General features: G+C 42.2%; 16 protein-coding genes, 3 tRNA genes, 1 rRNA gene, 1 other RNA gene and 1 other annotated feature. Of the genes, 5 read left to right on the top strand and 16 right to left on the bottom strand.

Annotation, left to right across the window (positions count from 1 at the left end; genetic code table 11):
* Positions 1-3 precede the first annotated feature (3 nt).
* The 10 genes from MHH61_RS09030 to tadA all read right to left on the bottom strand — a co-directional run bounded on the left by MHH61_RS09030 (position 4) and on the right by tadA (position 6530).
* Positions 4-79, bottom strand: a tRNA-Ala gene (locus tag MHH61_RS09030).
* 14 nt (positions 80-93) lie between these two features.
* Positions 94-170, bottom strand: a tRNA-Ile gene (locus MHH61_RS09025).
* Between the two features lie 95 nt (positions 171-265).
* Positions 266-1814: ribosomal RNA gene (locus MHH61_RS09020) — 16S ribosomal RNA — on the bottom strand.
* A gap of 320 nt (positions 1815-2134) precedes the next feature.
* Entirely contained in the window at positions 2135-2398 is a 264-nt protein-coding gene (locus MHH61_RS09015) for a pro-sigmaK processing inhibitor BofA family protein (RefSeq protein ID WP_024425765.1), read from the bottom strand.
* A 66-nt stretch (positions 2399-2464) separates the two neighbouring features.
* The gene (locus MHH61_RS09010; RefSeq protein WP_024425764.1) at positions 2465-2689 is read right to left on the bottom strand and encodes a YaaL family protein; all 225 of its coding nucleotides are present in this window, start codon (positions 2687-2689) and stop codon (positions 2465-2467) included.
* 18 nt (positions 2690-2707) lie between these two features.
* Entirely contained in the window at positions 2708-3304 is a 597-nt protein-coding gene (gene recR, locus MHH61_RS09005) for a recombination protein RecR (RefSeq protein WP_003218094.1), read from the bottom strand.
* A gap of 15 nt (positions 3305-3319) precedes the next feature.
* On the bottom strand, positions 3320-3643 hold the full coding sequence (locus MHH61_RS09000; protein WP_008342011.1) for a YbaB/EbfC family nucleoid-associated protein: 324 nt from the start codon (positions 3641-3643) through the stop codon (positions 3320-3322).
* Between the two features lie 26 nt (positions 3644-3669).
* Positions 3670-5382: a DNA polymerase III subunit gamma/tau gene (gene dnaX, locus MHH61_RS08995; RefSeq protein WP_034622875.1), complete on the bottom strand. Its 1713-nt coding sequence runs from the start codon at positions 5380-5382 to the stop codon at positions 3670-3672.
* Positions 5383-5712: 330 nt separating this feature from the next.
* An RNA gene (gene ffs / locus MHH61_RS08990) (signal recognition particle sRNA large type) lies at positions 5713-5977 on the bottom strand.
* Between the two features lie 76 nt (positions 5978-6053).
* Positions 6054-6530 carry a tRNA adenosine(34) deaminase TadA gene (gene tadA, locus MHH61_RS08985; RefSeq protein ID WP_024426741.1) on the bottom strand — a complete coding sequence of 159 codons (477 nt, stop codon included), beginning with the start codon at positions 6528-6530 and terminating at the stop codon, positions 6054-6056.
* A 79-nt stretch (positions 6531-6609) separates the two neighbouring features.
* On the opposite strand from tadA, the gene MHH61_RS08980 reads away from it, so the two are divergent.
* From MHH61_RS08980 to MHH61_RS08965, 4 genes are all read left to right on the top strand, one after another.
* Positions 6610-7164: an isochorismatase family cysteine hydrolase gene (locus MHH61_RS08980; protein WP_024426742.1), complete on the top strand. Its 555-nt coding sequence runs from the start codon at positions 6610-6612 to the stop codon at positions 7162-7164.
* Positions 7165-7263: 99 nt separating this feature from the next.
* Positions 7264-8511 carry a glycoside hydrolase family 18 protein gene (locus tag MHH61_RS08975; RefSeq protein WP_229137482.1) on the top strand — a complete coding sequence of 416 codons (1248 nt, stop codon included), beginning with the start codon at positions 7264-7266 and terminating at the stop codon, positions 8509-8511.
* 85 nt (positions 8512-8596) lie between these two features.
* Positions 8597-9220, top strand: coding sequence for a deoxynucleoside kinase (locus tag MHH61_RS08970; protein ID WP_024425759.1), 624 nt, complete (start codon positions 8597-8599; stop codon positions 9218-9220).
* Positions 9217-9876: a deoxynucleoside kinase gene (locus MHH61_RS08965; protein WP_003218104.1), complete on the top strand. Its 660-nt coding sequence runs from the start codon at positions 9217-9219 to the stop codon at positions 9874-9876. The genes MHH61_RS08970 and MHH61_RS08965 overlap by 4 nt, the downstream gene beginning before the upstream one ends.
* A gap of 89 nt (positions 9877-9965) precedes the next feature.
* Here the strand turns inward: MHH61_RS08965 and MHH61_RS08960 are convergent.
* The 5 genes from MHH61_RS08960 to pdxS all read right to left on the bottom strand — a co-directional run bounded on the left by MHH61_RS08960 (position 9966) and on the right by pdxS (position 14405).
* Positions 9966-10058 (bottom strand) — tRNA-Ser (locus MHH61_RS08960).
* A gap of 325 nt (positions 10059-10383) precedes the next feature.
* Positions 10384-11214, bottom strand: a complete 831-nt coding sequence (locus MHH61_RS08955) for a methyl-accepting chemotaxis protein (RefSeq protein WP_061109571.1) — start codon at positions 11212-11214, stop codon at positions 10384-10386.
* A gap of 101 nt (positions 11215-11315) precedes the next feature.
* A complete protein-coding gene (gene serS, locus MHH61_RS08950; RefSeq protein WP_024426746.1) occupies positions 11316-12590 on the bottom strand; it encodes a serine--tRNA ligase in 1275 nt (424 codons plus the stop codon).
* A 49-nt stretch (positions 12591-12639) separates the two neighbouring features.
* Positions 12640-12856 (bottom strand) — a binding site (T-box leader).
* A gap of 53 nt (positions 12857-12909) precedes the next feature.
* Complete coding sequence (gene pdxT, locus MHH61_RS08945) at positions 12910-13500, bottom strand: pyridoxal 5'-phosphate synthase glutaminase subunit PdxT (RefSeq protein ID WP_024426747.1); 591 nt, start codon at positions 13498-13500, stop codon at positions 12910-12912.
* A gap of 20 nt (positions 13501-13520) precedes the next feature.
* On the bottom strand, positions 13521-14405 hold the full coding sequence (gene pdxS, locus MHH61_RS08940; protein WP_024425756.1) for a pyridoxal 5'-phosphate synthase lyase subunit PdxS: 885 nt from the start codon (positions 14403-14405) through the stop codon (positions 13521-13523).
* Positions 14406-14651: 246 nt separating this feature from the next.
* Between pdxS and MHH61_RS08935 the strand changes: the two genes are divergently transcribed.
* Positions 14652-16130, top strand: a complete 1479-nt coding sequence (locus MHH61_RS08935; protein ID WP_024425755.1) for a PLP-dependent aminotransferase family protein — start codon at positions 14652-14654, stop codon at positions 16128-16130.
* 42 nt (positions 16131-16172) lie between these two features.
* Here MHH61_RS08935 and MHH61_RS08930 read toward each other — a convergent pair whose 3' ends face one another.
* Positions 16173-17498, bottom strand: a complete 1326-nt coding sequence (locus MHH61_RS08930; protein ID WP_024425754.1) for a D-alanyl-D-alanine carboxypeptidase family protein — start codon at positions 17496-17498, stop codon at positions 16173-16175.
* Positions 17499-17521: the final 23 nt, after the last annotated feature.

Below are 17521 nucleotides of genomic sequence, written 5' to 3'. Positions count from 1 at the left end.
CGTTGGTGGAGCCTAGCGGGATCGAACCGCTGACCTCCTGCGTGCAAGGCAGGCGCTCTCCCAGCTGAGCTAAGGCCCCGATTTAATAGAAGATGGTGGGCCTGAGTGGACTCGAACCACCGACCTCACGCTTATCAGGCGTGCGCTCTAACCAGCTGAGCTACAGGCCCATCTTTCATATCGAAGATATGATGTTGTAGGATCTTTTGCAAGTTCCTTCAAAACTAAACAAGACGAAAACGTACGCTGCTCCATATATCCTTAGAAAGGAGGTGATCCAGCCGCACCTTCCGATACGGCTACCTTGTTACGACTTCACCCCAATCATCTGCCCCACCTTCGGCGGCTGGCTCCATAAAGGTTACCTCACCGACTTCGGGTGTTGCAAACTCTCGTGGTGTGACGGGCGGTGTGTACAAGGCCCGGGAACGTATTCACCGCGGCATGCTGATCCGCGATTACTAGCGATTCCAGCTTCACGCAGTCGAGTTGCAGACTGCGATCCGAACTGAGAACAGATTTATGGGATTGGCTAAACCTTGCGGTCTTGCAGCCCTTTGTTCTGTCCATTGTAGCACGTGTGTAGCCCAGGTCATAAGGGGCATGATGATTTGACGTCATCCCCACCTTCCTCCGGTTTGTCACCGGCAGTCACCTTAGAGTGCCCAACTGAATGCTGGCAACTAAGATCAAGGGTTGCGCTCGTTGCGGGACTTAACCCAACATCTCACGACACGAGCTGACGACAACCATGCACCACCTGTCACTCTGTCCCCGAAGGGAAAGCCCTATCTCTAGGGTTGTCAGAGGATGTCAAGACCTGGTAAGGTTCTTCGCGTTGCTTCGAATTAAACCACATGCTCCACCGCTTGTGCGGGCCCCCGTCAATTCCTTTGAGTTTCAGTCTTGCGACCGTACTCCCCAGGCGGAGTGCTTAATGCGTTAGCTGCAGCACTAAGGGGCGGAAACCCCCTAACACTTAGCACTCATCGTTTACGGCGTGGACTACCAGGGTATCTAATCCTGTTCGCTCCCCACGCTTTCGCTCCTCAGCGTCAGTTACAGACCAGAGAGTCGCCTTCGCCACTGGTGTTCCTCCACATCTCTACGCATTTCACCGCTACACGTGGAATTCCACTCTCCTCTTCTGCACTCAAGTTTCCCAGTTTCCAATGACCCTCCCCGGTTGAGCCGGGGGCTTTCACATCAGACTTAAGAAACCGCCTGCGAGCCCTTTACGCCCAATAATTCCGGACAACGCTTGCCACCTACGTATTACCGCGGCTGCTGGCACGTAGTTAGCCGTGGCTTTCTGGTTAGGTACCGTCAAGGTGCGAGCAGTTACTCTCGCACTTGTTCTTCCCTAACAACAGAGCTTTACGATCCGAAAACCTTCATCACTCACGCGGCGTTGCTCCGTCAGACTTTCGTCCATTGCGGAAGATTCCCTACTGCTGCCTCCCGTAGGAGTCTGGGCCGTGTCTCAGTCCCAGTGTGGCCGATCACCCTCTCAGGTCGGCTACGCATCGTCGCCTTGGTGAGCCATTACCCCACCAACTAGCTAATGCGCCGCGGGTCCATCTGTAAGTGACAGCCGAAACCGTCTTTCATCCTTGAACCATGCGGTTCAAGGAACTATCCGGTATTAGCTCCGGTTTCCCGGAGTTATCCCAGTCTTACAGGCAGGTTACCCACGTGTTACTCACCCGTCCGCCGCTAACATCCGGGAGCAAGCTCCCTTCTGTCCGCTCGACTTGCATGTATTAGGCACGCCGCCAGCGTTCGTCCTGAGCCAGGATCAAACTCTCCGAGGTATGCAGGATGCATATCACACATGCGTTGCTACACGATGTAGCGAACTTAGCATGTGATCATTTCCTGCCTCGCCAGTTTGACTGACTACCTATGAAGTATCATAGGATTTTTTTATAAAAAACTCGAATTAACAGGTACGTTTTGTCTTGTTTAGTTTTCAAAGAACTTGTTTACCGCTTCAGAAGCGACTAGAACATCTTATCACATCCAAGTTGTTAGTGTCAACAACTTTTTTGTTATTATGTTTTTTCGTTTCTTCGTCATCAGCGACGTATATTAATTTACCACCCTATCGAATCAAAGTCAATAATATTTTTCATTAAATAATAAACTTTTCAATAACGATTAAAGCTGCTACGCCCGGAATACCCAATAAACCACTAATTCCACTCGTTACAGGGTTAATAGAGACATGTAATCCTAGACTCTCGCCAAATAGGTTGAGGCAAAATAAAAAAAGAGCGCCTGCTATAAACTTCACTCCGATAAGCCCTAACCATTTGAATGGATTCGCCTGCACACCTGACATAAACAACAATAGCACAGCTAGCAAAATTGACCCTATCACAATAACAGGTTCCATAATCCTCTCATCTCCTCTTCATATGAATAGTACAAGCATATGAGAGGACTATGTATAATAGACCTGCTATTTCCAGTTGTTTAAACGTAAATTCCTCTTTTTCGCTTCTCTCAGATAGAAAAAGTACTTCGCTTGAGCAAGCTTTAATTCGAATAGAATGTCCGGTGAAGGCTCAACGCTATTTGCGACAAGCTTTTTTTGTCTGTTCCATTCTTCCTTTTGCTTAAAAAGCTGTTGAATTAATTTCTCATCGAATTCTTTTCGAATTGATTTTCTGCGAAGAAAACCCATGTACCGTACTTCTCCTTCCTACATCTCACGTCTGCCTTCTAGAGCCTTAGACAGTGTAACTTCATCCGCATACTCTAAATCCCCGCCTACTGGAAGTCCGTGAGCAATGCGAGAGAGTTTAATTCCTGATGGTTTTAACAATCTGGAGATATACATGGCTGTTGCTTCTCCTTCAATGTTTGGATTGGTTGCAAGGATCACCTCTGTCACTTGATCGTCTTGCAATCTTTTTAATAGGTCAGGAATTTTAATATCCTCTGGGCCAATTCCGTCCATTGGCGAAATGGCACCATGAAGCACATGATATAAGCCGTTGTATTCTTTCATTTTTTCCATTGCGATTACATCTTTTGGATCCTGCACTACACAGATAACAGATTGATCTCTTCTTGTATCTTCACAAATATAGCAAGGATCTTGGTCTGTGATATGACCGCATACCGAACAATAAGTTAAATTACGCTTTGCATTTACAAGCGCCTTCGCAAAATCTAGTACGACATCTTCCTGCATACTAAGAACAAAAAAAGCCAGACGGACCGCAGTTTTCGGTCCGATTCCTGGCAATTTCATAAAGCTGTCAATCAGCTTTGATATTGGTTCAGGATATTGCATCTTCAGTTATTCCTCCTAGAATAAACCTGGCATGTTCATTCCTTTTGTGAATTGACCCATCGTTTCATTCGTTAGCTCATCGACTTTTTTCAATGCATCGTTTGTCGCAGCAAGTACAAGATCTTGAAGCATATCGATATCTTCTGGATCAACAACTTCTTCATTAATTGCTACATCAACGACTTCTTTTTGTCCATTTACTTTGACAGTGACCATACCGCCACCAGCTGTACCTTCAAGAACTTTTTCTGCTAGCTCTTCTTGAGCCTTCGCCATATCCTTTTGCATTTTTTGCATTTGTTTCATCATTTTTTGCATATTTCCCATTCCACCGCGCATATGAACACCACTCTCTTTCATTTTTATTAATCTTTAATTTCAATTAAATCAGTTCCTACTAATTTTTTTGCTTCCGCAATCAATGGATCCTCTTCAGTAGAAGTCCCCTGACCATCTGCTTGTTCATCCGGCTGATGATCTCTTAAAAATTCTTCTCTTATTTTACCCCATTGAGCGTCAGGAACGCCAACTAATTCCACTCTTTTTCCTAACATAGACTCTAGCAGTTGTTCAAGATTGGTCCGAACTCCGCTTTTATCTTCAGCAACCATTTTACAATGTATTTCAAATTTGAATTTTAAAACAAAGGCATGCGAAGCAGCCGCAACTGGCTCACTGTCCGTTAATAACGCAGCGTGAGACACCTTATTCTGCTGTTTCAACTGGGCAAGGAGCTCTCCCCATTTGCCTTTAATTTTTTCTAACTCAGGCCGTTTCGCTTCTTTTAGAATCTCATGAATTCGGCCGACAGGAGCACGATAGCCATTTTTGTTACTCGTTTGTGGTCGAGGCGCTTCCTTTTTTTCTTGAGGGCTATGAGATGGAGACATTGGTACACCTTCGGCTCTTAGCCTCGATAGTTCCTGTTCCAGCCTGTTTATTTTATCTGTTAGCGCCGTTAAATCAGCGTCAGCATGGCCTTGTGTCAACCCTGCTGTTGACTGACACAGCTTTACAACAGCTACCTCAAAGAAAATCCTTGGATGATTTGTCCATTTCATTTCTTGGTGGCTTTTATTCAGGACTTCAATGGTTTCATACAGAAACTGAGGTGTCACACGATCTGACAGCGCCACGAAACTTTCGTCGACCTTTACCTTTTCAAGGACCCCCTCGAGATTTGGTGCCGTTTTATAAAGCAGCATATCTCTAAAGTAAAAAATCATATCCTCTATTAATTTAGCAGCATCTTTCCCCTGCTGGAGCAATTCATTTAATGTATCTAACGCTGTGGCAATATTTTGATCAAAAATTGCTTCAGCAAGCTGACTAATGAAATGCTGAGATACAGCACCTGTAATGAGCAGCGCATCATCAATTGTCAATTGTTCACCACTAAATGAGATCGCTTGATCCAAGAGACTTAGTGCATCACGCATACCGCCATCAGCTGCACTAGCAATAATCTCGAGCGAACCCTCCTGTACGTCAAGGCCTTCTGCATCTACAATTTTCTCCATTCTTCCAACAATATCTTTAGTCGTGATTCGTTTAAAATCAAATCGCTGACAACGAGATATGATGGTAAGAGGAATCTTATGGGGCTCTGTGGTAGCCAAAATAAAGATACAATGAGCAGGCGGTTCTTCCAGCGTTTTAAGGAGAGCATTAAATGCACCGATAGAGAGCATATGTACTTCATCTATAATATAAACCTTATATGTAACCGCCGAAGGAGCAAATTTCACTTTATCACGTATATCCCGGATTTCATCTACCCCGTTATTCGAGGCAGCATCTATTTCAATCACGTCTGAAATTGAACCGTTTGTAATCCCTTTACAGGCATCACATTCATTACACGGCTCGCTAACAGGTGACTTTTCACAGTTCACTGCCTTAGCAAAGATTTTGGCAGCACTTGTTTTACCTGTTCCTCTAGGACCTGAAAATAAGTAAGCATGAGAAAACTTTTTCTGCAAAAGGGCATTTTGCAACGTTTTTGTGATGTGTTCTTGTCCAACAACATCCTCAAAAACTTGAGGTCTGAACACTCGATATAAAGCTTGATAACTCACAAATACGCCCTCCTCCATTTATCATCCTTTTCATTATACATGATGCACCGATCAATTCAAAAGCACACCTTTATTTTCTAATATGCCAAAAAGATGATTTCAACTAGAGATTTTCTACTTTCTATGTATTAAAAACGTATTTTCTAGCTTTGTAAAAAGACCTGAAACTCCAAACAGAACAGCAGTTCTTTTTGCGGTTAGTGAAAAAAACAAATGGCTCCAAAAAGACTTTTTATCTATTTGTATAACCAAAGCAGTTAAGCTATTCTTTGAACAGCAACAAAAAACTCACCTAGTTAAACTAGATGAGTTACATTTAATATTGATTTACCGTGCACCTTCTGTCGATTCGCTACCCCAAGCGTTACTTAAACAGTTAGCTCGGCCCAGGCAACCCTGCGGCACATGAGAGGTTTCACTTAATGCTGCTTCCTTCCGGACCTGACATGGTTCATGAATTCCCATTGCGCAGGACCCAGACGTCAACACCACTTATTTAAGGCAGACCTTGAAGTAAACGAACCTCGAGAAGGGATTCGGCCTCGCTAGAGCGGATTGCGAGTACAGGGCACCGCTACCTCCCCGCTTAGCACGGCAAAATGAATATTAAATTGTTAGTGACGCAGACATAAGTATACCTTCTTATAGCTCAAATTGCAAACGACATCCATTCATTTACTTTTGGCTTGTTTCTTTCGCTGACGGAGATTTCGGAAGAACTGACTTAACAGCTCACCACACTGATTTTCAAGTACACCACCGATGACCTCAGACTGATGATTGAACCGTTCATCATCCAGTAAATTCATTAAAGTACCTGCGCATCCACCTTTTGGATCGTATGCACCAAAAACGACCTTTTTCACTCTAGAGAGAACAATAGCACCCGCACACATTGGGCATGGCTCAAGCGTAACGTAAAGCACAGCATCTTCTAAACGCCAGCTCCCTGTCGCTTTACATGCTTCATCAATAGCAAGTAATTCTGCATGTGCAATCGAACGCTGCTCACTTTCCCTTAAATTATGAGCCCGGCTCACGATTTGATCATCAACAACAATGATCGCACCAATCGGCACTTCCCCTATTTGTTCTGCTTTTAAGGCTTCAGAAATGGCTTCTTGCATAAACTTTTCATCTTTCGTCATGGCACGGCTCTCTTTTCATGTTTTTTAAAAGGAAATTGAGGTTAACATATTATCACAATCTTTTAAAGGGGGTCTTATTTTGTCAAAGCAAAAAAAGGCGCTGCTTATTATCGACATGATTAATGATTTTGATTTTGAAATGGGACATGTGCTTGCAGAAAAAACAGAGCAAATGACCAATAAAATTTTAGCTCTTAAACAACATGCTTTCAAGGAAAATTGGCCAATCATTTATATCAACGATCACTACGGACTTTGGAAGGCTGATATCCAAGCTGTTATGGAAACATGCAAAAACGAAAGAAGCGCTCCTATTTTAGAGAAAATGACACCATCTAAAGATAATTACTTCTTAATCAAACCTAAGCATTCTGCCTTCTACGGTACTGCACTAGAGACACTTTTAAATGAATTAGGTGTTGAGGACATTATTCTAACTGGGATTGCCGGAAACATTTGCGTTTTGTTCACTGCAAATGACGCATACATGCGAGAATACAATCTAATTGTACCTAAAGATTGTATCGCTTCAAACGACGACAGAGATAACGACTACGCTTTAACGATGATGGAGAACGTTCTTCTAGCCAAAATCACTACCGCTAAGGAAATCACGAATGAAAATCAAACATGATTTAGCTATAACCCTCATAAATTGTTAGCAATAACAAAGGGGGCGTTGACTATTCAAATTTATGTTGTCAAAAGAGGAGATACTTTAAACGACATTGCTATGCGTTTTAAAACGACAGTCAATGAAATCATCCGTACTAACGAAATCGAAACACCAAATCAACTCGTCATTGGACAAACAATTGTCATTCCAATTAGAGGTCAATTTTATGAGGTCAAACAAAATGACACACTATATCAAATTGGTAGACGGTTTCAAATCTCAGTGGAAGAATTGGCACGCGTGAACAGAATTAGGCCTGAAGCGATACTGCCTATTCGTTTCTTGCTCTATATTCCACAAAGACCGAAAAGGAACATTAATTCCAATGCTTATATTGAACCACGGGGAAATCAAGTCAGTGAAAACTTAAAGCAGGCAGCTAGAGAGGCCTCCCCATACTTAACCCATTTAGACGTCTTTAGTTTTCAAGCACAAAGAGATGGGACACTGCGAGAACCACCGTTAGACCAACTACCCCAGATTGCCGCTCAGAACAGAACTGTATTAACCATGGTGGTGACAAATCTAGAGAATGAAAAATTCAGTGATGAACTTGGGCGTATTCTTTTAACTAACCAATCTGTCAAAACGGCATTTTTAAATGAAATTGTTCGTGTTGCCAAAAAGTATCAATTCAAGGAAATTCATTTTGATTTTGAATATTTACGCCCTGCTGATAAAGATGCTTATATTCAATTTTTAAGAGAAGCAACAGCCCGTTTCCATCAAGAAGGATGGACAATATCTGTTGCACTTGCACCAAAAACAAGTAGTCAGCAAAAGGGCAAATGGTATGAAGCCCATGACTATGAAGCGATCGGTAAGATCGTCGACCACGTTGTGTTGATGACCTATGAATGGGGGTACAGCGGCGGCCCTCCACAAGCTGTCTCTCCAATTGGACCTGTCCGCCAAGTCATTGAATACGCACTAACTGTCATACCTGCCAATAAAATTGTAATGGGGCAGAATTTATACGGCTATGATTGGACACTTCCTTTCGTCCAGGGCGGCCCCATAGCCAAAGCCGTCAGTCCTCAACAAGCAATTGCACTTGCTAGAGAGCACAATGTCTCTATCTTATACGACGAAACAGCACAAGCACCCCATTTTCGTTATACAGATGCCAACAACAAAGAGCATGAGGTCTGGTTCGAAGACGCTAGATCAATTCAAGCAAAGTTCAACCTCATCAAAGAGCTAAATTTGAACGGCATTGCTTATTGGAAATTAGGTCTATCTTTCCCACAAAATTGGCTCTTATTATCAGATCAATTTAATATTGAAAAAAGAACGACATCGTAATCCATTCACTCTATCTATTAGAAGGGGTATGGTACAATATACATTGGTTTGACAACTTTAACTTTATAGATAGAGGAGAACGCCTATGTATCCTGCCCCTTTTATTGCAGTGGAAGGCCCGATTGGAGCCGGAAAAACAACTTTGGCTACAATGCTTGCGAAGGAATTTCAATTTCCTTTAGTAAAAGAGATTGTAGAAGAAAATCCATTCTTAGATAAATTTTATGAAGATATGGAACAATGGAGCTTTCAGCTTGAGATGTTCTTTTTATGCAATCGGTTCAAACAGTTAGAATCAATTGAAGAAAACTATGTGAATAAACAGCAGCCAGTTGTCACTGATTATCACGTCTATAAAAATATGATATTTGCAGAAAGAACATTATCAAAAAAGCACATGGATAAATACAGAAAGATCTATCACCTGCTAACAGACGATCTTCCTAAACCAAATGCCATGATCTATATAAAAGCCAGCCTTCCCACCTTACTTGAAAGAATACAGATGAGAGGACGCTCTTTTGAAGAAGACATTGACCCAGCTTATTTAAAAACACTCATTGAAGATTACGAGCTGGCTATTGAACATTTAAAACAGACTGAGCCAGGGCTTCCTATCATTACAATTGAAGGAGATCATACAGACTTCGTTTCCTCACAGCAAGATTACCAGCAAATTGTACAGAACATAAAGGAGCAAGTGCTATGAACAATATCGAAATACCAAAGGACGCAGTCATCACAATTGCCGGGACTGTTGGTGTCGGCAAATCAACTATGACCAAAACAATAGCGGACAAGCTAGGGTTTCAAACCTCTCTTGAAAAAGTAGATGATAACCCATATTTAGAGCCTTTTTATTCAGATTTCCAAAGATGGAGCTTCCACTTACAGGTCTATTTCTTAGCTGAGCGTTTTAAGGAGCAAAAGCGGATTTTTGAATCTGGCGGAGGATATGTACAAGATCGTTCCATTTATGAGGATACTGGCATTTTTGCAAAAATGCATGCGGACAAAGGTACGATGTCTGAGGTTGATTATGAAACGTATACAAGCCTATTTGAGGCGATGGTGATGACACCTTACTTCCCTCACCCTGATGTCCTCATCTATCTACACGGGGATTTAGATCATATTTTACATCGTATTGAGGAACGCGGCAGAGAGATGGAAACTCAAACTGACCGGGCTTATTGGGAAGAAATGTACACTCGATACACGGAATGGATCGAACAATTTGATTTATGCCCAGTGATTAAAATTAATATTGAAGATTACGACTTACTTCATGATGAAAGCTCACTTGATCCCATTCTTCATGAAATAGCTTCTGTTATTCAAAAAAATCGCTCTAAAACAAAATAAAAAAAACCGCTGCATTCGCGAAATGCAGCGGTTTGACAATTTCCAATTTTTATGCTTGCGTTCAATTCAACTAAGGTAAAAAATCAATATGGCGGAGGAAGAGGGATTCGAACCCCCGCGGGCTTTGACACCCCTGTCGGTTTTCAAGACCGATCCCTTCAGCCGGACTTGGGTATTCCTCCGTATCGACAAGAATTAATATACCATATCATTTTATTTGAAGTCAACATCTTTTCGAAAAAAATTTCAATATGTGATTTCGGCATGATATTTGCCTATAAAAAAGCAGCCATTGATGGCTGCTCCAGATTGTTGACAAAGGGCTAAAATGATTTTGATTTTAGCCCTTTGTCTTCTTTTCAGCGTGATAGAAAACCTTTGCAGTCTAGGAAGGGCGAGCACCGGAGCGGAGCGAATTTGACATTCGTGAGCACCGAAGCGCAGACCTGACAACGAATGCGAGGGTTTGACTACACGCTGAAGTAGCCATTGACGGCTGCTCTTGATCTATTTCGTATCCTGTCTAATTTCTTCAATAAACTGATTCATCTCTACTTTAAAGTCATTTAATGACTCGATAATCTTCGTAAAGTCTGTCACTTGTTTGGCTTGTTCATTTGTTGAACTGCTGATTTGTGAGATGTTTTCAGACAAAGTGCCAATGCTGTCTTGGATTTCTTTTAAAAATGTATTAATGGTTTCAGCCGCTTCCTTCGAGCCATCTGATAATTTGCGAACTTCATCAGCAACGACAGCAAACCCTTTTCCGTTCTCGCCTGCTCTTGCGGCTTCAATTGCAGCGTTTAAACCGAGCAGATTTGTTTGTCTAGCGATCCCGCCAATGGTTTTGACGACTTCTTCAATATTCGCAGATTTCTCTTCCGCTCTTCCTGCCTGTTCGCTTATTTCTAAACTTGTGGCAGCCAGTTCTTGAGAATGTGCAGCAATTTGCTCAATTCCACCTTGGAGTTCTTTCGCTACTTTATTGATTTGCTCCATATAACCGCTTAATTTCTTTTCACGATGATGTGAAAATGCCACTAAAAAAGAGCCAATTACTTTTCTATCTTCATCAAAAATCGGGTAACCTTTTACAGCAATTTCATAACCATATAAATGCTCTGGTAAATGACCGTCATATTCTTGTCCTCTTAATGTCGTCGCCACATTTTGGTCTTCTGGGTTCAATGGGTCTCCAACTTTCATACCAAAATCTATTGTGTTAGACGGGTAATAACAAAGTATCTTCTCTGTATCTGTGATGCCGAAAAGAATACTTTCATCTAGTACCTTTCTAAGTAAATGAGCCATTTCAACATAATAGTCAAGCCTATTCAAGGTTATTCCTTCTTTCCTAGAAGCTTTTAATTTTTTTATCGGCTAAATTCAGGAAAACTGTAGGACTTTTGGTAAAAAGAAAAAGATGCCTTGACGGCATCTTATTTCATCACTTCTTTATTTCCCATATAAGGACGCAGTACTTCAGGAATGATCACTGTGCCGTCCTCTTGTTGATAGTTTTCTAAAATAGCCGCTACAGTTCTTCCTACCGCTAATCCAGATCCATTTAATGTGTGGACATGTTCTGGCTTCGCTTTAGGTTCTGGACGGAAACGAATGTTTGCACGTCTTGCCTGGAATGCTTCGAAGTTACTGCAAGAAGAAATTTCACGGTACGTATTCTGGCTCGGAATCCACACTTCGATATCGTATTTCTTCGCAGCTGTGAATCCTAAATCTCCCGTACACATGCTCATGACACGGTATGGCAGGTTCAATAGCTGAAGAACTTTTTCTGCTTGATTTGTTAGTTTCTCTAATTCTTCATAAGAATCTTCTGGTCTGACAAATTTCACAAGCTCTACCTTGTTAAATTGATGCTGACGGATGAGTCCACGTGTATCTCTTCCAGCAGATCCAGCTTCTGATCTAAAGCAAGCACTGAATGCTGCATAGTTGATTGGCAGCTGTTCACCTTCGAGAATTTCGTCGCGATGCATGTTCGTAATTGGCACTTCTGCTGTTGGAATGAGGAAGTAATCTTCTTCACGTATTTTAAAGGCATCCTCTTCGAATTTTGGAAGCTGACCAGTTCCTGTCATGCTTGCTCTGTTGACCATATAAGGTGGAAGCACTTCAGTAAAACCAAACTCATCCACATGTAAATCGAGCATAAAGTTATACAATGCGCGCTCTAAGCGGGCACCAAGCCCTTTATAAAAAACGAAACGGCTTCCTGTCACTTTTCCTGCACGTTCAAAATCAAGGATTTTTAGCTCATCAGCTACGTCCCAATGTGGTTTTGGCTCAAATGAGAAGGCTGGCTGTTCGCCCCATTTTCTCACTTCCACGTTGTCGTCTTCTGTTTCACCAACTGGTACAGAGTCATGAGGGATATTTGGAATTGAGAACAGGATGTGCTGCAGGCTTTCTTCTACTGTTCTTAGCTCATCATCCAGCTTCTTGATCTCATCTCCTACCTCACGCATTTCTTGAATAATGTGATCGGCGTCTTTCTTTTCTCTTTTTAGAACGGCCACTTGCTGTGATACTTCATTTCTTCGGCTCTTTAATTCTTCTGTTTTCCCGATTAATTCTCTTCTTTTTTGATCTAGCTCTCCAAACTTATCAAAATCCGCTAAATCTTCGCCTCGGTGTGCTAATTTTTCTTTGATTTGATCAAAGTCCGTGCGCAGTTGTTTAATATCAAGCATGTGTAACACTCCTTTTTTTATCGAAAAATAAAAAGAGCCCTCATCCCATGAAAGGGACGAGAGCTCTCGCGTTGCCACCCTGATTGAAAACATGCAGAAGCACGCTTTCCTCTTTCCTCTGTAACGGTATCACCGTAAATGCTTACTTCTCGTGTTTCAGCATTTCGCTCAAGGATGGATTCAGAATGCATCTTTCACCGATTCTCACCAACCATCGGCTCTCTGAGAAAGAGGGGCTTCTTACTATTTCCCGTCAACGCTTTTTCGATCTTTGATTGTGATTTTAATGTACTATAAGTTTTATCTCTTTTCAACCGTTTTATACAGCAAGCTTCGTTTTGTAGGACTTCACCATGTCTACAAACAGCTGCGTTAACCGGTGATCGTCTGTCAGCTCTGGATGAAAAGAGCAGCCTAAGATATTGTTTTCTTTCGCCATCACAATCCTGCCATCATATTCTGCCATGATTTCTACGTCATTATCTGCGCTGATGATATGAGGCGCACGGATAAATACCCCTGTAAACGGCGCATCCAGTCCTTTTACTTTTAAATCTGCTTCAAAACTGTCTACCTGTCTGCCAAAAGAGTTCCGTGCAACAGATACATTTAACAGGCCAAGATGAGCATCTTCTCGATCTTCGATATGCTTTGCCAGCATAATCAAACCGGCACATGTCCCGAAAATCGGTTTCCCTTGAGCAGCGAACGCTTTGATCGGTTCAATGAATTGGTACGTATCCATAAGTCTCCTCATCGTCGTACTTTCTCCACCAGGGATAATCAAACCGTCAACGGATTCTAGCTCTTCTACACGTTTGATGATCTTTCCTTCTGCGCCGCAGGCTTCAATCGATTGAATATGCTCTCTCACCGCTCCTTGAAGCCCAAGTACACCAATTGTCAGCATGTTCGTTTGCGCTCCCTTAATTACCAGCCACGCTCTTGCATACGTTCTTCTGGCAGTAGATTTGAAATTTCAATTCCTTTCATAGCTGTTCCAAGCTCTTTTGAAAGGTCTGCAATGAGACGGTAATCAGTGTAATGAGTCGTTGCTTCAACAATTGCTTTTGCAAATTTAGCTGGATTGTCTGATTTGAAAATACCAGATCCGACAAATACACCGTCTGCTCCAAGCTGCATCATTAACGCAGCATCTGCTGGTGTCGCAACGCCTCCTGCAGCAAAGTTCACAACTGGCAGCTTGCCATCTCTTTTGATTTGCAGCAATAATTCATAAGGCGCGCCAAGATTCTTGGCTTCTGTCATCAGTTCATCTTCACTCATAGCCGATACTTTACGAATCTGAGCATTGACCTTTCTCATATGACGCACAGCTTCTACGATGTTGCCTGTCCCAGGTTCTCCTTTTGTACGAAGCATAGAAGCGCCTTCTGCGATACGGCGGGTTGCCTCACCTAAATCGCGGCATCCACAGACAAAAGGTACTGTGTATTCATTTTTATTTAAATGGAATTCCTCATCTGCGGGCGTCAGCACTTCACTCTCATCGATATAATCAACACCAAGTGCTTCAAGAACACGAGCCTCGACGATGTGGCCGATACGTGCTTTTGCCATGACTGGAATCGTTACTGCATTTTGTACTTCCTCTACGATTCTTGGGTCTGCCATACGGGCAACACCGCCTGCTGCACGGATATCAGCTGGTACTCGTTCTAGTGCCATGACTGCCACCGCACCTGCTTCTTCTGCAATTTTTGCCTGCTCCGCATTGACGACATCCATAATGACGCCGCCCTTTTGCATTTCTGCCATTCCACGTTTCACTCGTTCAGTTCCCTTATTGCTCACAATAGTTTCCTCCCATTTGTCTATTCGATTCATTCAACATCTTTATCATACAAGTGAGGAAGTATAACAATAAAGAGAATAGTATAACAATTCAACCAGCGGATAAAAAAGAATAAACCCTTGTATATAAAGGATTTCCAGCTAAAAACATGTCGTTTTCTCTTTCAAGTGTGATTTACATGCTATAATACAACTATAACAATTAAAAATCATGTATAACAATTTTGCATTCTATGGAGGGGTTTCATGCATATTGATATCCATCGGCACTCTGATACATCTCTTTCAAATCAAATTTACTTTTCAATCATCGATCACATTCAATCGGGTTTGCTTCAGCAAGGAGAAAAGCTGCCAACTGTCCGTGATTTAGCTAAGCAGCTCAATGTAAGTCTTGTCACGGCAGCTAAGGCATATACCCGATTAAAGGACGATGGATATTTAACGACAGTGCAAGGTAAAGGAACTTTTGTGGATGAGCAGCAAGAGCAGGCAGAGACCCCGGTTCCATCATCTACTTCTTTCGATTGGCAGTTGTCGATTCCAGATTATTTACCACGGTCTCAATTCGCCCAGTATCACTATGTCGAAGAAGCCATTAACCTTTCTTCCTCTATGATCGATCCAGGTCTTTTGCCAAACCGGTATTTAGAAAAAGAAATGCAGCATGTGCTAGCCAGGCATCCTCAAATCATGTCGAAGTATGGTGAAATACAAGGTGATCTTCAGCTGCGACAAGTCATTCAGTCCTTTTTAGAAAAGTTGGATGTGCCGTCTACCCCTGAAAATATCCTTGTAACAAGTGGTTCTCAGCAAGGGCTTGATTTGGTGGCACGTACGTTTATTGGGCCGGATGATGTGGTTGTCATGGAAGCACCGACCTATCCCGGGGCCATTGATGTCTTTATGGGCAGAGGAGCAAGAATCATTACCGTCCCTGTCGATCATGAAGGAATGAACATGAAGCAGCTTCAAAGCATTTGTGATAAATATAAACCGAAGCTGATCTATACGATTCCTACTTTCCACAGTCCGACAGGGGCCAGTATGTCGATGAAACGCAGAAAACAGCTTCTCTTACTGGCTCAAAGCATAGATTGTCTCATTGTAGAAGATGACCCATATCGTGAGCTTTATTTTGAAAAGAAGCCGCCAGCACCTATTAAAAGCTTGGATCATGATGGACACGTCATTTATTTACGAGGATTAAGTAAAACACTGGCTCCAGGATGCAGAATAGGGATTATCACCGCTTCAGGCTCGATATTTAACCGTTTATTAGCTGCAAAGGCCAATAATGACTTAGGCAGCCCTCTCCTCACACAAAAGGCCATATTGCCGTTTCTGACATCGAAGAAAATGATTGATCATACGAAGAAGCTAAGAACCGCCTTGAAGGTGAGACGCGATTTGATGATGGATGTGTTAACGAAGCACGCACCGAAAGATGTAACGTGGCAAATTCCACAGGGCGGGCTCAATTTATGGCTCAGCTTTCCTTCATGGGTCGATACACGAGCACTTTTGCATGAAGCACGTAAGCAGCAAATTACTTTTCTGCCTGGCTCTGTCTGCTATCCTGGAGAGCCGAAACAGAATTATATCCGCCTCAGCTTTTCCTATGTGAATGAAAAAGCACTGACCGAGGGCGTGGAAAAGTTATGTGGTATTTTTCAGCAAGCCTTGTCCACTCCTCAAAATCAGAAGCAATCGCTCTTCTTTTAACGATAAAAAAACTGCTCTCATGAATAGAGAGCAGTTTTTTTATTAGAACCAGCCTTTTACTGTGTCCACGATTCCGCCCCAAATGCCAGCGAAGAATCCACCTACACCGCGCATTGCAAGGATGAACCAGTTTGCTTTTTCATCGCCTGTTTTCGTCACAAGCTCAACACCTGATTGGTCTTTATTTAAATAGCCGTAGTCCTTCTCATCACCAGAATAAGAAGTCGTCAGCATGCCAACTTTCGTTCCTTTTTTAATAGGAGCTTCTAGGTTCTTTTTCTCGATATTTACTTTTGCTTTATAGCTCTTTTCGTCACCATTTTTTACTGGCACGGAAAATGCTTCTTTCGTCACAACAGGTACTTCTTTATCTTTGCCTTTATCCACTTCGATGTTTTCATGTCCTTTGATTTGTTGACCTTTTTTGTACATTTCTTTCATCGTGAAGTTTTTAAACGCATAGTCGAACAGTTTTTTTGCCACGTCGAAACGTGCTGTATGAAGATTACCTTTTGCATTCAAGATAACTGCGATGACACGCATGTCACCTTGTTTTGCTGTACCTGTGAAGCTAGAACCGGCTGAATCTGTAGATCCTGTTTTCAGACCGTCAACACCTTTATATTCCTTCACAAGTCCTTTAAGCATGAAGTTCCAGTTAGGCATGTCCATTTCATCGTCCGTGCCTTCTCTGAACTTTGTTTTCGCAATACTTGCTGTTTCAAGAATTTCTGGATGGTCTTTGATGAGATGCTGTGCAAGCAAAGCCATATCTTTTGCAGATACTTCACTTTCTTCATCAGGACCTGTACCTTTTGGCTGTTGGCCATGTAAGTCTTTATTTTCTAGACCAGTTGCATTCACGAATTTGTAGTTTGTTAAACCAAGTTCTTTTGCTTTTGCGTTCATTTTTTCAACAAACTTTGATTCTGATCCAGCGATCACTTCTGCTAAACCAATCGCTGCTGCATTTGCCGAATAAATAGCCGTTGCTTGATAAAGTTCTTTTACTGTATACGAACCATCTTTTCTCAAAGGAACGTTGGATAAGCTGCGGTCCTGAGAAATTTCGTATACATAATCATCTGGCGTATACTTTTGATCCCATTTCACTTTTCCTTCAGCAATTGCCTCTAGTAATAGATACTCTGTCATCATTTTTGCCATACTTGCAATAGGCAGTCTTTGATCTGCGTTTTTACTATAAAGAATTTTACCTGTAGAAGCTTCAATAAGGATCGCTGCTTTCGCATTCACACTGAATGGATCTTCAGCAGCTTTTGCTTTGGACATTGGTGTAAATGCTGTAACAATCAATGCCAATGCAAGGATAGAGACCATAAGCTGTTTCAACATCTTGCTGTTCAATCGTCATACCTCCGTATTCATCT

The organism is Bacillus sp. FSL K6-3154 (assembly GCF_040869395.1).
In the GTDB taxonomy this organism is placed as follows: Bacteria; Bacillota; Bacilli; order Bacillales; family Bacillaceae; genus Bacillus; species Bacillus safensis.
The sequence above is the reverse complement of the archived record's forward strand: the minus strand, read 5'-3'. Positions and strand labels throughout refer to the sequence as shown.